The sequence below is a fragment of the Okeania sp. SIO2C2 genome (genome assembly GCF_010692625.1).
Classification (GTDB): Bacteria; Cyanobacteriota; Cyanobacteriia; order Cyanobacteriales; family Microcoleaceae; genus Okeania; species Okeania hirsuta.
Genome location: NZ_JAAHGM010000014.1, coordinates 84576 through 101662 on the forward strand (window position 1 = coordinate 84576; position 17087 = coordinate 101662).

Sequence of the window (17087 nt, forward strand, 5' to 3'; positions counted from 1 at the left end):
GTAATGAAAAAATATCATAACTCTTGCAGGAAATAGAATTTAAAGTTAACAAAGCAGTTGTTGCTATTCGACAAGGCAAAATCAAGAAAGCCTCGTCTAAGCAAAATTTGTATAATCTGTAAAGGATTTAAGTTAATGTTAACAATTGTTAACGGGGAGTGGGTGAAGCCCACTTTTTTTGTTGCATTTGTCCTATGAGTCATCCATTAATACCACAAATCATCAATTTTGCTACCCCTATTGCCGAGTCCCTAGGATTGGAATTAGTAGGAGCAGTATTTCATACAAATCAGCATCCTCCAGTGCTGCGTTTGGACATTCGGAACTTTCATCAAGACACAGGTTTAGATGATTGTGAACGTATGAGCTATGCCATAGAAGAATCACTAGACGCAGCAAATATTATTTCTGAACCATATTTACTAGAAATATCCAGTCCTGGTATTTCTAAATTTTTGGATAATGACCGAGATTTCATTGCCTTTAAAGGGTTTAGCGTTACGGTTAATACTTCCGAACCCTATAAAGGTAAAAATCAGTGGATAGGGCAACTGGTTGGTCGCGATCAAACAGCAATTTACATTAACCAAAAAGGACGACAAGTAACTATTCCACGCTCTCTAATTATGACTGTTGAATTACAGGAAGGAAGGTAATTAGGGTTTGCGCTTCACTAGTCTTTTGTTAAGGGTAGGAGTCAGGAGTAAGTCCTCAGGAGTCAGAATAAATTGGAATTATAGAGGAGGTAGTCGGAATAATTTTCCCTTGATTTTTCTACCCTTGTCTGCCCAAAATCCTAACTTTTTGGTAGCTCAAGCTTAAAAAGTTGCACTTTTTTTCAGTATAAAAAGGCTGAAGCTTTTATCTGTACTTGTTCTTCTTTTCTTGTTTTTTCAATTCTCAAAGTTTAAGCTCTCGAAAAAACAAAAAATACTTCACTTGAATACCCAAATAATAAATATCCTAATCTCACAAGGATGAAAAAAAAACTCGCCTCATAGTACAAAAACTTAGAAAAATAATAGAGGATAAAAATTATGTCAATGGTTAATTTGCCTGGACTTAAAGATATGATCGAAGGTATTAGTAAAGAGCGCAATTTACCAAAACAAGCAGTTCAAGCTGCTTTACGTGAAGCTTTACTAAAAGGATATGAACGCTACCGACGCACTCAACGTCTAGATGGAATTCATTTCACAGATGATTACTTTGACAACTTTGAAGTAGAGTTGGATGTAGAAGAAGAAGGATTTCGAGTATTGGCCACTAAAACCATTGTTGAAGAAGTAACTAATCAAGACCACCACATAGCTCTGAAAGAAGTTATAGAAGTAGCTCCAGAGGCCCAGTTAAATGATACCGTATTCTTAGATGTCACACCAGAACAAAATGAATTTGGTCGTATGGCCGCTATCCAGACCAAACAAGTATTAGCTCAAAAACTACGGGATCAGCAGCGCAAGATGATTCAAGAAGAATTTCAAGATTTAGAAGGCGAAGTTCTTCAAGCAAAAGTCCTAAGATTTGAAAGACAATCAATTATCTTATCTGCAAGTAGTGGTTTTGGTAGACCAGAAGTAGAAGCTGAACTACCTAAGAGAGAACAATTACCCAACGATAACTACCGTGCTAATGCCACATTCAAAGTTTATCTCAAGCGAGTATGTGAAGGCTCAACTCGTGGGCCTCAGTTACTTGTATCCAGAGCTGATGCTGGTTTAGTGGTTTATTTATTTGCCAATGAAGTCCCAGAAATAGAAGATGAGATAGTGAGAATTGTAGCAGTAGCCAGGGAAGCAAATCCGCCATCCCGATATGTTGGCCCGAGGACTAAAATTGCAGTTGATACTCTAGAAAGAGATGTAGATCCTGTCGGAGCGTGCATTGGTGCGAGGGGATCGAGAATTCAGGTAGTTGTGAATGAACTGAGGGGAGAAAAAATAGATGTGATTCGCTGGTCTCCAGATCCTGCAACTTATATTGCCAATTCCCTTAGTCCAGCTAGAGTAGACGAAGTTCGTTTAATAGATCCAGAGGAAAGGAGAGCACATATTTTGGTATCTGAGGATCAACTTAGTTTGGCTATAGGTAAGGAAGGACAAAATGTGCGTCTGGCCGCTCGCCTCACTGGCTGGAAAATTGATATTAAGGACACTTATAAATACGATCATGCTGAAGAAGATAGCAAAATTGCAGTTGAAGTTTCTCATCGGCAAGCATTAGCTGAACAAGAAGAAGCTGAACAAGAAGAAGCTGAACAAGAAGAAAACAATACTGAGGAATTAGAGTTAGAAAATACAGATTTTGACGATCCAGATAATTATTCTGAAGTTGATGAAACTGAATATCCTGTGGAATTAACTTAAATATTAAAGATTATAATTTCAGAGATAGAGTTAATTATTTACAATCAAAATCATATCGGTTTGCAACTTAAAAAAAGCAAGTATTCATAGAGTTGTATGGCATTAAAAAAATAAAACTGTAAACAAAATTAATATGAAGTTGCATAGAATAATATTTTAATCAGAGTTGACTATAGATTAAGACAGACGAATTAATAAATTTCATAATTCTGTGCAACATAACATAAAATTGGTATAAAACCTAAAACCTCATTTTGTGCAACATAACATAAAATTGGTGTAAGTTGTTAACTATTGCTAATTAAGAAGTTATCTGGATTTTGCTATACCAGGCGCGATCAATGTTTGTTTGTTACAAATACTTAATGTTGATAGTAATCAGTAGTTACCGAGGTTAGGTCTTAAGCATTTCTTGGAATGAGGCTTGATTTTTAGCTCTTTAATACATTATGGGTAAAGTTCTTACTTCACTTTGATTGTTTGTATAGCAGAAGGAAGAAGAAAAGACCTAAAGGCCGAAAAATCTTCGTTATCTGAGTTTTAAACTTTTGATATGTCCGCCCCCTTTCCTTCGACTGCTATAGCATTCATAATGAAAATTGGTATTGTACCAATTTTCATAATTAATTTATCCGCAAACCGTTATGATTACAATTCATTTAATCTACTATCATAGAATTAAATAATTGAAAGCTTTTATTCAGATAAACTGTTGACTTTAGATTGATAAAAGTAGCTACTCTTAGTATTAATTTGTGCAATAATTTATTGGCAGATATCAAAATTAGAGGTTTTCAGCACAATGTCATTATTTTTAATTAATCAATGGGATTTAATGAAGAGTAAAGTGAATGATTTTTATAACTTTAATTGGAATTTTGAAGTATGAGAAAATCAAAATTTTAAGTAAAAACATTAGGGAAAATATCTATAAATATATTGGTTAATATTTGCCAATTTGTTTTGAAAAAAACAAAAAGTAATTGAGTAAAGTTTTAATCAACGAAAAAGTAAAAATGAAGCCAAATTACCGTCGGTGTGTTAGCTGTAAAAAACTTGCTCCTAAAGAAGATTTTTGGCGAGTTATTCGTATTAAAAAATCTTCTACCATTAGATTAGATGAAGGAGAAGGACGTTCAGCTTACATTTGTCCACAAACAGAATGTTTTCAAATTGCTCGTAAAAAGAATAAATTAAGCCGTTCACTTAAAACCCATGTATCACCAGAAATATATCAAGCATTATGGCAAAGATTGAAAAATTCTTCATCCAAAAAATGATCGCTGAAAATAGTTGTACAACAGAATAAGATTTGCATTATCCACAAATTAACTCTGAATTACTAAATAAATCGAATACCACAACTAATTTTGTGTATCTTCTCTAGCAGTTAGATATTTCATTTCTAAATTAATATATACCTATAAGTTACTGAGCTATGGTGCATTTTAATTTTAGATAGCTGAACAGCTTAAGACAGCATTGAGACCGCAGAAAAATTATAAATCCTGCTAAGATAGATAGATATTCCGAGGACAATAAATGTCTTAGGAAACTTAAACTATGATTGAAATCAATATATCTATAAAAGTCAAACCCTTGACTCAAGTACCACAAAGATTATATGTATAAAAAATAACAAACTGAAATTGTGAAATTGCAATCAATAAAATTGCTTAAAACTTTAACTTATTATGTATAATTTTTAACCTATACCAAAAAATCAAGTCTAGTTAATAAATGGAGCAAGTAGACTTTCAGGGAACTACTCTGAAATACTCATTTCTCCAATCTAAATAGTGATGGGTTTTAAGTAAAATATAAACTTAATCGAGACAGTAGCTAAACAATTCATAAACTGAAAGCAGTGAAAATAAAAAAAAAGCTTTTAAGTAGCTAAACTGAGCCTAAAGCTAGTATGATTGTAGTGTAGTCGTTAAATAAACATTATAACAATGTAAAATTATAGATTTGTAAAAGAGAGGGTAGAGTGGATGAACAACGGAAAAGTAAGAATTTACGAATTATCAAAGGAATTGAATTTGGATAACAAAGATATACTAGCAGTTTGTGAACAGCTCAACATATCTGTGAAGAGTCACAGCAGTACTATTACAGAACCAGAAGCAGAACTAATCCGCAAAACAGCAGAAAGCTTACCCCACTCTCCCAGTAGGTCTGCTGTTCCAGAAAAAAGTAACTCTCAAAATCAAGAGTCAACTTTCAATCATAACGAGGGTAAAAAACAGCAGATATTAGAAATACGCAAACCAAGACCAAAACCATTAGAAGAAAGAACTAAACTCAAAAATCAAACCCAAACCCATAATAATAACGTTCAATTAGTGGCAACTCCTCCAAAACCTCCAGCACCGGAAGCATTAGATCGGCAAATTCAACCTCTCAGTAAACCAAGGCCAAACCTGTCCCTAAAGCTAGAGGGAGAAAAAGGTAAATCTGTATCAGCAGTAGATAAAAAGTCTACAGATATAGCTCCAGACAGATCATTAGAAAAAACTGTCACAGAAGTTCCCCAGTTAGTAAGACCACCTGTAAGACCAGCACCTCCTAGCATAAATCGAAATCTACAAAGTCCCTCCATAACAAAGCCTAATCAAAAAAATAAAAAAACAAAGCAGGAAGGTAAAAAAAGAAAAGATAGAGAAGAAAAACCTTCTCAAAAGCCTGCAATTGTTAATAAAAAGGAAAACAAAGATACTTCTCAAAAAGAAAGTGTAAGACCACCTATTCTCAGCCCTGAAACTTCAAGTCAGTCAAAGCAAAAACATCGAGATAGATCTACGGTTAAACCAAAGCAAGTTCAAGAATTACAAAAACCTCAACTTGCACCAAAACCGAGACTAAAAATATCAGTTGATTCTCCAAAAGATACAGATATTGATTTAGATATAACAGAAGAAAAAGAGCCAGAAGAAAAAGTAATAGAATTAGATTATAATGAGGTAGAAAAACCAAGAAGAAAAATAATATCTCCAAGTAAGCCTCCATCTGCAAAATTAAAGAAAGGTCCAACTTGGGAAGAAGAAGAAGAAGATTCAAGCGAAATTGCTCAGAAAAATGCTAAAGCTAGTGCAAAAGCTAAACGTCTTCGTCCAAAACCACTCCTAGAAGAAGATGATGAAGATTTAGAAGAACTTTTAAATAAGCCAGAACCAGTGACAATGAGCTTATCTTTAGCTCGCCCACCAAAACCAAACAGTAGTCCTGGCAAAACTAAATCCAATTCTGGTAACAACGCTCCCAGCATCAAAAAGAAATCTAGTAAATCACAGCAACCTGTCAAGTCTGAAATTGCTGAACAAAATCAATCTGTTGAAGCTCAACCTGTAGAAAAGCTAGTAATTAATTCGAGCATGACAGTTCAAGAATTAGCAACAGCTTTGGCAGTATCAGAAACAGAGATTATTAAAAGACTGTTTATGAAAGGTATAGCAGTCAATATTACAGAAAGCTTAGATATTGCCACCATAGAAATGGTAGCAGAAGAAGAAGGAATTCCTGTAGAAGCCCTAGAAGAAGAATCAGCAGCGAAGAAAACCACTGAAATGCTAGAAGATGCCGATCTAGAAAAACTGGAACGTCGTCCACCAGTAGTAACAATTATGGGGCACGTCGATCATGGAAAAACCAGTCTTCTAGACTCAATCCGTGCAACTAAAGTAGCAGCAGGAGAAGCAGGCGGTATTACTCAACATATTGGAGCCTATCATGTTGATGTTGAACATGAAGGTAAGATGCAACAAGTAGTATTCTTAGATACTCCTGGTCACGAAGCTTTCACTGCAATGCGAGCTAGAGGAACAAGAGTTACAGATGTCGCAGTGCTAGTTGTGGCAGCAGATGATGGGGTACAACCACAGACGATAGAAGCTATCAGCCATGCGAAAGCTGCAGGAGTACCACTTATAGTAGCAATTAACAAGGTTGATAAGGAAGAAGCAAACCCAGATCGTGTTAAGCAAGAATTGATGGAACATGGCTTAGTTCCTGAAGAATGGGGTGGTGATGCTATTATGGTTCCAGTTAGTGCGATCAAGAAACAGAATCTGGATAGCTTACTAGAAATGATTCTTTTAGTGTCCGAGGTAGAAGACTTGCAAGCCAACCCAGAACGTTTGGCCAAAGGCACCATAATTGAAGCTCACTTAGATAAAGCTAGAGGACCAGTAGCTAGTTTGTTAGTACAAAATGGGACTTTGAAAGTGGGAGATATTGTAGTTGCTGGCTCTGTCTACGGAAAAGTGCGGGCAATGATTGATGACCGAGGCGACCGGGTGGAAAAAGCAAGTCCATCTTTTGCAGTAGAAGTTCTTGGTCTCAGAGACGTGCCTCAAGCTGGTGATGAGTTTGATGTATTTGAAAATGAAAAAGATGCTTCATCAATTGCTACAGATAGAGCAGATGCTCAAAGAGAATCTCGGATTATGCGTAGGACAACTCTTGGTGCTGTTTCAGCTCGTGCCCAAGCAGGAGACCTCAAAGAACTAAACTTGATACTAAAAGCAGATGTTCAAGGTTCTGTTGAGGCTATTGTTGCAGCTCTGCGACAACTACCTCAAAAAGAAGTCCAACTAAGGCTTTTATTCTCTGGAGCTGGAGAAGTGACAGAAACAGATATTGACTTAGCAGCTGCTAGTGAAGCTGTGATTATTGGCTTTAATACAACGATGGCATCAGGAGCACGTCAAGCAGCGGATGCGGCAGGAGTAGATGTGCGGGAGTACAACGTCATATACAAACTGTTGGATGATGTTCAAGGGGCAATGGAAGGTCTATTAGACCCTGAGCTAGTAGAGGAACCGTTAGGTGAAGTAGAAGTACGTGCTGTGTTTACGATTAATCGTGGTGCTGTTGCAGGTTGCTATGTGCTTTCTGGCAAAGTTATCCGTAATTGTAAGGTGCGAATACGTCGCAAAGGAGAAGTTATTCACCAAGGTGTACTGGACTCACTAAGGCGTATCAAGGATGATGTAAAAGAAGTCAACGCAGGTTATGAATGTGGCATTAGCTTAGACAACTTTAGTGATTGGGCTGAAGGTGATATAGTTGAAGGCTACCAAATGGTAACTAAGCGCCGGAAACTGTCTATTTAAAATACTCATTATCAGGCAGAAGTAATATCCCTCTTTTGTTACTCTCCGGTTTTTTCTATGATTTGAACTTCCACCGAAAGGAGCTATAACAAGAAATACAAAGTTTGACGATCGAATTTTGGCAATTTAACAGCTAGTAATGGCCACAGCCTCTCGGCAGGCTGTAGTTCAGGAGGCGGGAGCAGGTAGGAACTCTAAAAACAGACCCCCTGGGATTTCTAAGTTATTTGTAATCTGCCATCCGGCTCTATCAAGTACCAGTAATGCTGGATGCTCCTGATCGATTCCCTCGGGTAGGGCAAAAGCTTCAAGAATCAGACTCATTATTTGTGTTTCCACTCTGTCAAACAGCCACCATTCACTCTGGCCACTACTAGGTTCAACTCTCGCACCTACACCCAGCACCATTCAAATCGCCAGTAAACTGGTGCTATAGGTACTTCCCACCAAGGGAACCAATCTCGACGAATTACAGGCTTAAGTCCTATACGATGTTCATCCATAGTCCACAGTCGTACAGATTTACCTAGTTTGATTTCTAATTCCTGAAGTCGCTGTTGGAGTTTTTTTTTCCATTCTTGCTGTTCCAACTCAGAAGCTAAAGCATGAGCGGGGCGAGGCACTTTGATGAGCGTATTCTAGCCCTCGTAGATCTTCCCATCCTCCCTGGGAAGACACAGGACCTCCGAGCAACTCACTCATCCAGACCCCTACTTTCGGGCCACTCCATCTACCTCCACCTGGGGGTTCTCCTTCTAAAGCTTGCACAAGTAGAGCTTGCTGCTGTTCATCTAGCAAGGGCTTGGCTCCTGGATTCTGATGACGACCATCTCCCATTGCTGCTGGTCCTCCAAAGTTGAACCCTTGGGCGAGCGCTTCTTACCATTGCCAGCCATACCCTGTCACTATAGCTACTTCTTCACTCTTCAAGGCTTTGGCCAAAAGCCAGATAATCTGCCACTGAGAGCGTTCTACCACATCCCTAGCGCCTCCATAGAGCTTCTCCATTTCTTGCACAGAAATATGCTCTTTGATACTTAAACGCTTTCCCATTACTTTAATGCCTGCTCATCCCTACTCACATACATATACATACACTATATAATAATAACCGGATTCTATATGAATGGTTAATTACTCACCCAAAAGTCCATCGTCTTAGAGGTCAAGCAGTTTATGTAGGGGATGGTATTAAAGTCGGTAAGGAAGGAAAAAAAATGCCTGCGGTGAAAAAACTACACAATGAATCAGAAAACGTGACCAAGTTAGAGTGGATACGAGGTCATTATTTTGGAGTGCTCACTTTACTGTTAGAAGCAGGCTCTTGTTTGAAAGCGGTTCCTGTGACTTTGGGGTGGCAAGATGGTATCAAAACGACTGAGAATGATGAAACTACAATAGTAAATAGTAGAGCGAATGTCTAGTTTGTGCGTAGAACTTATCGATGCTGGTAGCTATATTATCCTTGATGCTTACTTTGCCTCTAAAGAGTTGATTGAAGAGTTGAGGAAGCACAATCTCCGATTAATTACAAGAGTACGAATCAGTCCACTCGGCAAACATCCTTTACCAACACCACCGCTCAAACGCAGTCGTGGCAGACCTCGCATCTGGGGTAAATCAGTCAAATTGCGCGATTTGTTTGACGAGAAAGACTGCTTCACGAAAGAAACTCTACTACTTTACGGTAAGATGGTGACACTCAGATATCGCGCCATAGATTTGCATTGGGATTGCCCCCTTCAAAGGGTGCGCTTTGTACTCGCTGTGTGGCCGGAGGGCAAACAAATAATTCTACTTTCAACTGATGTCACTCTATCCGCAACAGAGATTTTAACCGCTTACAGTTGGCTTTTTCAGATTGAAGTCACTTTCCGCAATTTAATTCAACTATTGTCTGGTTTTAGCTATCGGTTTTGGATCAAAGATATGACCCCGACTCAGGGGTGGCCGAAAGACTTAATTCTCAGTCGATATCCAAAGAAACATCAGCAACAAGTTCAAACAAAAGTCGAAGCAATGGAGAGGTTTGTACTCATACTTGCTATGGCCCTAGCTGTTTTACAACTGGTTAGTTTAGAGATGCCCATGACAATATGGAAGGACTTTCCTCATTGGTTTCGTACTCTACCCTGCAATGGTTATCCGAGTGAACAGATCGTTCTACTGACACTCGCCGAACAGAGGAAGCGTATTTTAGCTAAAAGTACATCGGGTCTACTGAGTGACAAAATTCTTAACTACTCGATCGCCATTCATGAGACGGTCGAATCTGGAGCATTTTGTCACATGAAACCAACTGTTTGATGAATACAAAAACTTTGTACTGTCCAGTAAACTATTGAATGACAAATATTTGAGATTCTTCAGTTTTTATTTTCATAACTTGATTCAGCAATGCCAAAGATGATATCTACAAGTCAAGATTTGATGACATATATAGTCATACTAATACCTGGTTTATGAATAGTGAGCTATCTTTAAAGAAGTAGAAGCTGTAAATCTCAGTAACTTTATCACTAACTCAGGTAAGTATTATGAATAAATTTAATGTTACCTCTTGGAATAATAATTCAGCCAAAGTAATTACAAAAAATGAATCAGAATCTAGAATGTGGGATAGTTTGAAGCAAGCGATCGCTGTAAGTTCAGGTTTTCAGAGATGGCAATTAGAGCGTAAGATTAATGAAGGTCAGCAGCAAAATATATCCTTAGATCGGCAAGTTAGTATATATTTACGGGAAACTTTAGAAACACTAGCTTATTAAAACAGTTGTCTATATTACAAATCTTCTTGTTCATTTTTTACAGTAGTTTTCTACTTGATAAGAGACAAGGTTTCATTGCTCTTACAGACAGGAAACAGATAGTAAGATTTAACTTTATCTTATACCATCACAAAAAGTATTCTAGTTCTATAGCAGTCTAAGGAAAGGCTAGGACAAATCAAAAGCTTAAAACTCAGACAACGTAAGATTTTTCCTTCTTCACTTCTGCTATACCATAATTCTGAAAACAACTCAAATTACAAAACGCCTAATCCTAATATATTTAGAAGTAGGCGTTTTGCTTTTAAAAAGGGTTTTTTATATTTAGATTTAGATTTAGGGCCTTTATCTTAGCTGACCCCACTTAAATATTTAAGGTCTTTATTTTTAGCTGACCTCAATTTATAGTCATTTACTATTTAACAACAACTTGACAGGGATCAAGGATTTCGTAATATTTTATTTATTTTTTTGTATTTTTATGGCCAAATATATATCCACATTACAAAATTTAAACTTTTGTTACTTAGACGAAGAGGACCGATTACTGGCCTTTTGCTCCAAACGAAATAGGAAAATCATCAGGATGACAATTCCGACTTGTAAAGCAAAATTAGGTAAAGTAGAAGCAATATTTTGGCCGGCAATAATTTTTGCTAAAAAAATAAAAGCTCCGGTGAAACCAGAAGCTCCGAAAGCTATATATATAAATTGCCGTAGTCCTCGATAAGGTGCATCCAGTTCACCTTTGAGGCGAGCATATTTTTCTGGGCTAAGTTTAGTTTGAGAGGAATTATTATTTGAGTGTGGAGTTGACATAGTATTTTAGATACAAACTTGAAGAAGTAAGTAGGTCAGTATTAAAAATTATAGTGACGATCAGGCAGGAAACGGAATAGAAGAAGTTTTTGAGCAACTTTACTGTTCATTACATACTTTGGTTTTTTCGTGCCTAACTACTTAGTTCATAATTAGTAGTTAATATTTACAAAAATAAATTAATTCCAGCCAAATATTTACAACTTATTCAATTAATAAAAACCTATATATTAAAAACATTAACAATAATTTTGAACTTACCTTTGTAGCAACAACAATATTGTCTGAAATAAACCAACCACAACACCTAAAACACCCCCCAAATTAACAATAGCTTGCAACTCATTTTTGACAATTACATTAACAGCAACTTCCAATTCTTCAGGAGAAGTACCCTTAACACGGTCAATAATTACTTGGTCAATGTTTAAAATTGGAATTGCTTGAGCCACAATATTTTCTAAATCCCGTTCTAAATAGCGTTCTAAAACCAAAGCTAATTCTTGACTCACCAACTCTAGAGAACTATTCATTATTGATGAAGCTTGTAAGCGATTAATAATTAAATCGGCAATATGCTCCCAATCTATAGATAAACTTAAACCTTGAATTAAATCAGCACCACGTTCTTGCAAGTATAGACGTACACTATCACCCATTGTATTTCTTAACTGGCGTACCGTAGAAACAGGTAAATTTTGCATGGAAAGATTTTGTAACCATTCCTGAATTCTTTCTCTAACACCTAATGCTCTGATTAATTCTTTTAAACGCTGATTAGTTAATTCTTTATCATCTAAACAGAAAGTTCTTAATCTAATCAAAGTATTACGCAACCCAAACAAATTAGCTACTACCCAATAAGTACCACTAGCTTTTTCGCGAAAATCTTCATCAATAATTGAAATATTTTGATCTGTGAGAAAATCAATTAAAGTCTGCCTTAATATATCTGGTGGTAGTACAATTTTAAGCAACCAATCTGATAGTTGAGTTGCCTGCATTTCTGTTAGTTGAAACTCTAGCAAGACTTGGTCAAAAATTTGGTTGAGTTGAGCTTCCAAAAAATCTTCTTTTTTTGCCCAAACTTTGAGAAGTCTTGGTAAAGATTGACCTAATAGATCCCGTAGAATATTTGCTAGAATTTTAGCAGTTTTCTTACTTGTATCGATTTTAAATTGTTCTAAAGACATTTGTAACAGCCAAAGAATAGCTGCCTCCATTCGCTCCGTTTGCAACAAACGACGTGCTAAATTCTGCAACTCTGAAGGAGTTAACAAAGAACCCATTATAGTATCAGCAACTCGCTTTGCTAAACGTTCTTGGTTCGCAGGAATTAATCCAGGAGTAAAGGGTAGCTTTTGCCCAAAAGCATAGTAAGGACGATAAGGGCGAAATAGCATTTTAATCGCTATATCATTAGTGAAATACCCAATAATTCCACCTGCGATTGGTGGTACAAAATAAAGCCAGATATTAGACAACTTTAATTATTTCAGACTATCTACTTTTGACAAGACTAATAACAATTATATATAAGATTATCAGTTGAAAAATTATTTTGTAATTACTAATATTCCCATCATACCCCCAGCAATAGGGTAATGTTTTGCATTGACAAATCCGGCTTTATGTGCTATTAGTACTTGCTCTCCCCCAGTGGGAAATTTTGTCAGACTTGGACTAATATAGGCGTATTCCTGAGTTAGCTCCAAATTACGAGCCACAGGAACTACTACTTTATCCAGATACCACTGTTGAAAACTTCTTACTAAAGAAGCACTAGGACGGTGCATATCGAGAATGGCTGCCTTAGAATTGGGCTTGAGGACTCGATATAACTCTTGTAAACAATGAGGAATATCCAAGACATTACGCAAACCATATCCCATTGTAGCACAATCGAAATAATTATCTGCAAAGGGTAAATTCAAGGCATCTGCTTCTACCCAATTAATAGGACTAACCTGACCAAATAAAGTTGATTTGCGGTTACGAGCGATCGCCAATTGTTGTACAGAAAAATCTACTCCATACACTATACCTTGACTACCCGCACATTTGGCCAGCATCCAAGCCAAATCTCCACTACCACAACATAAATCCAAGCAGGTATTGCCATCATTAGCTTCACTCCACATTACAGCCATTTGCTTCCAGATTTTATGTAGTCCCAGACTTAGTGCATCATTAAGTTGGTCATAAACTGGGGCAATTCTGTTAAATATGGCCTGAACTTCTGTGGAATTATTAATCATAAGTAGTAGTTTTCATTTTTATAGTAAGTTGATAGATACTTTTGCTGAATGGTAGGAGGCAGCTATGCTAAGTATAGAGATTATGTGTTCCACTTTATAGGGTCGTTAGAGAGAAGCGGAGCTAGGAACATAAATTTATGGGAATACAAATATTTGGCCTACCTAATTTTTATAAGTAAAGCTTATAGTATGCCTGAAGCTATGCAAAACTATTCAAAGCCAATGCCAGTAGTTGAGTACAGATATTAATTGTATCAAGTTCTTCTGGACGTATTTTGCTTGGTTGTTGCCATTGTAAGGATATCAAGGCCACAAGTTTTTGCCGATAGGAAATTGGAATGACAATATGAGTCTTTATTCCTGAAATTTGATAATTTGCCACATTAGAAAGCTCAATATCTTCTGATACATCCATCACAACTTGTAACTTTTGAGAAGCGATCGCTTCAATTGCCAGAGGATCGTTAGCCAACCAATTGTCCACCTTACCCAAATTACTACTAACTCCTTGAATCGAAGTTAGAGCATTATCCTCAATCAATTGCAAAATACATACATCAGAAGAAAAAGCCTCTCTGTAGACAGATGCAATTTCCTCTAAAGCTTGCTCTATTCTGTCAGAATTTTGAGATATATTAACCACATTGCTCAACAATTCCAATTGATTTTGAGCTTTTAGCAATTCTTCAGTACGTTGATTCAAAAGTTCATAAGTATGTGCTGCCTTTTGTACAACTCCTTTTAGTTCATTGGGGTTCCAAGGCTTAGTAATATACTTATGTACTTGTCCAGAATTAATTGCTTCCACCAAATCTTCAATATCAGTAAATCCTGTGAGAATAATTCTGATAGTATTAGGAAATTGGGGCAATGTTTTACTTAAAAATTCTGTACCCTTCATTTCTGGCATTCGTTGATCGGAGATAATGACAGCCACCTCTCCCTCTGATGCCAAAATTTCCAAAGCCTGAATACCACTTTCAGCTTTTAGTACGCTAAAATCTCGTCTGAAGGTACGGTAGAGCAAGTCCAAGTTATCTGGTTCATCATCTACCACTAGCATTTTAGGCTTTTTTCTTCTAGTTAAGCTCATCAGTTGGCTTTTTATGCTATCTAACTGTTGAGGAATTGCTTCCATTAAAACAAACCTCCGCAATTGTAACCCAAAAATAACATAATACTAATTCAATTTTCGACATCTTCCCCAAACTTTTAATACTTATTGATGCCAAGGATAGGTTAAACGGAAAGCTGATGTGATTGGATGCTTAAGAGTTTCCTGTTAATTTTATTATCTTATCCAGTCTTACACTAGGCCAGGCATAAGAAAAGCCCAACTCTCATTAGAAGCAATTTGTTTAATGTCCACCAAGTGCCATAATATTAACAGATTGTGGTGTTGTTTTGGGAATAGGCATTATCCATGAAATACTACTTTATACCGTTTCACGGAAGTCAAAAGTCAAAAGTCAAAAGTCAAAAGTAAGATTTTATAGGTTCAGAAGCAGGAAATTATTTCACATTTTAAAGATGTCACAAACTTTAAATGTGAATTGGTATCATCTAACAACTATCTATCTTAGAAGTTGTCAATATTCAACCGAAACCTTGTATAGCCAAAAATTATTCCACTTGATTTTTGGTGTTATATCTCAGAAATAAATTAACTTATGGCCTTATATCCGTAGCTGATATATTTTTAGGTAGCATGGTCAAAGGCTTATCCATTCATTTTAAATAAAAAAAGTGCGCCCTCAACTATGATCGAAACACCAGAAAATTCCCCCAACTCTCAAGAAAAATCAACAAACCCAGTAGAGATAGAAAACTTAATTGGTTTGCTACGTCGCAAAGAAAGTAACTGGGTAGAGTGGGGACAAGCTTGTGCAAAACTACAAAAAGCTGGATATACTTCTCAGCAAATATTTGAAGCAACAGGATTTGAACCTGTACAGCAAAATCAGGTGATAGTAGGATCTCAAGTATATACAAGTATTGTCAATGCCAAAACCGCAAAAAATGTACAGTCGCAAAGTGGAACAGATTTTTTATCGCGCTTTGAGAGATCGGGCAGTGATATTCTTTACGAATTGAGAATTTTAACTCAAGAGCAAAGAATTATAGCAACTGAGTTTATAGTTGAGCATAATCTTGATGTTGATGATGCTAAAGACTTAGCAAAGGCCATTAAGGATTTTGCTCGGATGAAAACAATACCAGAAGGATTTTCCGATCGCCCTGGAGATATAGTAGCTTATCAATGTTGGAAACTAGCTAGGCAACAAAACGACTTACAACAAAGATCTCGTCTCATTGCTAAAGGTCTTAAATTAGCTGATTCTCAAACAGCTAGAAAACAACTTGAACAGTTATTAACTGATTTTACTATTGTTTCCCAGAGACCAGCACCCCGTCTGCCAATTTATCGAATGGAGTCAGAAGAAGAATTACCCCGTGTCTTACCAGTAGTTGGAAAATTACCCCTGAACACAGAAGATTTAAAAGCTGTACCCCTGGTGGAGGAAGTGGGGTCTCATGGAATAGTAAAGTTTTCTGGTGGAGCAGGTGCTTGGGTAGGGATACCTGGATGGCGAGTTGTCATGCAAGCAGAAGATCCTGTAGCAGTTATTGAAAATAGCGATCGCTTGCCTACTCCAATACCAGGAGCAACTGAGGAAGTTTTGTTAATTATAGATAGGTCTCAACGTGAATGGTATGAGGATGGTTATTTTATCATAGACCAAGCTGGGAAGATAGAGATGCAGTGCTTTGATGAATTACCTAATATACCTTTACTTGGACGGGTTTTGTTAGTATTAAGACCTAAAAAGATTCTCGATCAAGAATTTGTGAAAGACCTTTTGCAATTTGAGGAATAATAATTCACTGAAAGGAATTGGGAAGTAGGGGAGTAGGGGAGTAGGGGAGTGGGGAGTATTTCTCTACTTGCTTGGTGCGCTACCAGATGCGACTAACCGTCGCGGGGTCGCATCCGCTTTTTCCCCTATTCTATTTCTAAATTTCCTGAATTCTGTAGGGGGGGAAGCTGCCATTCACCTCTACTTCTATGCCAAAAGCACATACCGCCTGCAAAGATACTATGGTCATTCCAGTTAAGATTGAGACAAGGGTTTCTTACCTGGAAAGAGTTTTAGCTAAAAAAGTGTTCCAGTCTTATTCAGAATAACTATATAAGGGTTCTAGAAGAGTAGAAAAAAAGGTTAAATATCGAGACTTTGATATTTTTGAGGACAAAAATAGCTGAAAATTATACAGACAGAGCAAGGAAAATACATCAAAAGGGTAAAATAGTTAAAAGCTACACCTATCAAAAACAAGCTGATTTGACGTTAAACTTTTCATAAGTAAACTTTTGATAGTATTTTTCAGATGTTTTTGACTAAAGTCCGGATATTTACAATATCTGCGCGCGAGAAAACTTTTTATTCTACTCTACTTAAGGCAGAAAATACAGATTAAAATGTAACGACCTTGGCGTGAATTTGGTACTATCTATTCCAAAAGACAGGCAGTTTAGGACTTATGTGGATGATGATCTGAATCAGGGGAAATGTTTTTCCCGCTATTCCCTATTCTCTGTTCCCTGCTATAAATAGACATCTCCAAGAATCAAAAATAAAATCAATTATCGCACAAAAATTATCAATTATTTTCCCCTACTCCCTACTCTCTCTTTTCTGGAGATATCTAATGAAAATTGCTATAATCTTTTGCTCCTCCTTACTTATTTCTTTATTCACA

17 protein-coding genes are annotated in these 17087 nt (G+C 36.8%); 9 read left to right on the forward strand and 8 right to left on the reverse strand.

What is annotated here, in order from left to right:
* The first annotated feature begins 194 nt into the window (after positions 1-194).
* The 5 genes from rimP (at position 195) to infB (ending at position 7480) form a co-directional block, all read left to right on the forward strand.
* Positions 195-656, forward strand: coding sequence for a ribosome maturation factor RimP (rimP, locus tag F6K18_RS14035; protein WP_124145086.1), 462 nt, complete (start codon positions 195-197; stop codon positions 654-656).
* A gap of 7 nt (positions 657-663) precedes the next feature.
* Complete coding sequence (locus F6K18_RS14040; RefSeq protein WP_287521649.1) at positions 664-822, forward strand: hypothetical protein; 159 nt, start codon at positions 664-666, stop codon at positions 820-822.
* Positions 823-1037: 215 nt separating this feature from the next.
* Positions 1038-2366, forward strand: coding sequence for a transcription termination factor NusA (gene nusA / locus F6K18_RS14045; RefSeq protein ID WP_287521651.1), 1329 nt, complete (start codon positions 1038-1040; stop codon positions 2364-2366).
* Between the two features lie 1016 nt (positions 2367-3382).
* Entirely contained in the window at positions 3383-3646 is a 264-nt protein-coding gene (locus F6K18_RS14050; protein ID WP_124145084.1) for a YlxR family protein, read from the forward strand.
* Between the two features lie 714 nt (positions 3647-4360).
* Entirely contained in the window at positions 4361-7480 is a 3120-nt protein-coding gene (infB, locus tag F6K18_RS14055) for a translation initiation factor IF-2 (protein ID WP_287521654.1), read from the forward strand.
* Between the two features lie 168 nt (positions 7481-7648).
* Here the strand turns inward: infB and F6K18_RS14060 are convergent, their stop codons facing one another.
* Genes F6K18_RS14060 through F6K18_RS14075 form a run of 4 tightly spaced genes read right to left on the reverse strand, consistent with a single transcriptional unit; the run spans position 7649 to position 8533 of the window.
* Positions 7649-7888 (reverse strand): hypothetical protein, encoded by a 240-nt coding sequence (locus F6K18_RS14060; protein ID WP_287521657.1) that lies wholly within the window; start codon positions 7886-7888, stop codon positions 7649-7651.
* Positions 7873-8103, reverse strand: a complete 231-nt coding sequence (locus F6K18_RS14065) for a hypothetical protein (RefSeq protein ID WP_287521659.1) — start codon at positions 8101-8103, stop codon at positions 7873-7875. Before F6K18_RS14065 ends, F6K18_RS14060 begins: the two co-directional genes overlap by 16 nt.
* The gene (locus F6K18_RS14070) at positions 8072-8317 is read right to left on the reverse strand and encodes a hypothetical protein (protein WP_287521661.1); all 246 of its coding nucleotides are present in this window, start codon (positions 8315-8317) and stop codon (positions 8072-8074) included. The genes F6K18_RS14065 and F6K18_RS14070 overlap by 32 nt, the downstream gene beginning before the upstream one ends.
* A gap of 42 nt (positions 8318-8359) precedes the next feature.
* Complete coding sequence (locus F6K18_RS14075) at positions 8360-8533, reverse strand: hypothetical protein (protein ID WP_287521664.1); 174 nt, start codon at positions 8531-8533, stop codon at positions 8360-8362.
* Between the two features lie 164 nt (positions 8534-8697).
* Here F6K18_RS14075 and F6K18_RS14080 point away from each other — a divergent pair, with 164 nt between their 5' ends.
* The 3 genes from F6K18_RS14080 (at position 8698) to F6K18_RS14090 (ending at position 10248) form a co-directional block, all read left to right on the forward strand.
* On the forward strand, positions 8698-8904 hold the full coding sequence (locus F6K18_RS14080; RefSeq protein ID WP_287521667.1) for a hypothetical protein: 207 nt from the start codon (positions 8698-8700) through the stop codon (positions 8902-8904).
* On the forward strand, positions 8897-9787 hold the full coding sequence (locus tag F6K18_RS14085; protein WP_287521669.1) for a hypothetical protein: 891 nt from the start codon (positions 8897-8899) through the stop codon (positions 9785-9787). Before F6K18_RS14080 ends, F6K18_RS14085 begins: the two co-directional genes overlap by 8 nt.
* A gap of 230 nt (positions 9788-10017) precedes the next feature.
* Positions 10018-10248 (forward strand): hypothetical protein, encoded by a 231-nt coding sequence (locus F6K18_RS14090; RefSeq protein ID WP_192901126.1) that lies wholly within the window; start codon positions 10018-10020, stop codon positions 10246-10248.
* 522 nt (positions 10249-10770) lie between these two features.
* Here the strand turns inward: F6K18_RS14090 and F6K18_RS14095 are convergent.
* From F6K18_RS14095 to F6K18_RS14110, 4 genes are all read right to left on the reverse strand, one after another.
* Complete coding sequence (locus F6K18_RS14095) at positions 10771-11067, reverse strand: DUF3493 domain-containing protein (RefSeq protein ID WP_287521671.1); 297 nt, start codon at positions 11065-11067, stop codon at positions 10771-10773.
* Positions 11068-11324: 257 nt separating this feature from the next.
* Entirely contained in the window at positions 11325-12551 is a 1227-nt protein-coding gene (locus F6K18_RS14100; protein ID WP_124145081.1) for a DUF445 domain-containing protein, read from the reverse strand.
* 72 nt (positions 12552-12623) lie between these two features.
* A complete protein-coding gene (gene ubiE / locus F6K18_RS14105) occupies positions 12624-13325 on the reverse strand; it encodes a bifunctional demethylmenaquinone methyltransferase/2-methoxy-6-polyprenyl-1,4-benzoquinol methylase UbiE (RefSeq protein WP_287521674.1) in 702 nt (233 codons plus the stop codon).
* 199 nt (positions 13326-13524) lie between these two features.
* Entirely contained in the window at positions 13525-14463 is a 939-nt protein-coding gene (locus tag F6K18_RS14110; protein ID WP_287521676.1) for a response regulator, read from the reverse strand.
* A 622-nt stretch (positions 14464-15085) separates the two neighbouring features.
* Between F6K18_RS14110 and F6K18_RS14115 the strand changes: the two genes are divergently transcribed.
* A complete protein-coding gene (locus F6K18_RS14115; protein WP_287521678.1) occupies positions 15086-16204 on the forward strand; it encodes a RuBisCO accumulation factor 1 in 1119 nt (372 codons plus the stop codon).
* Positions 16205-17087 lie beyond the last annotated feature (883 nt).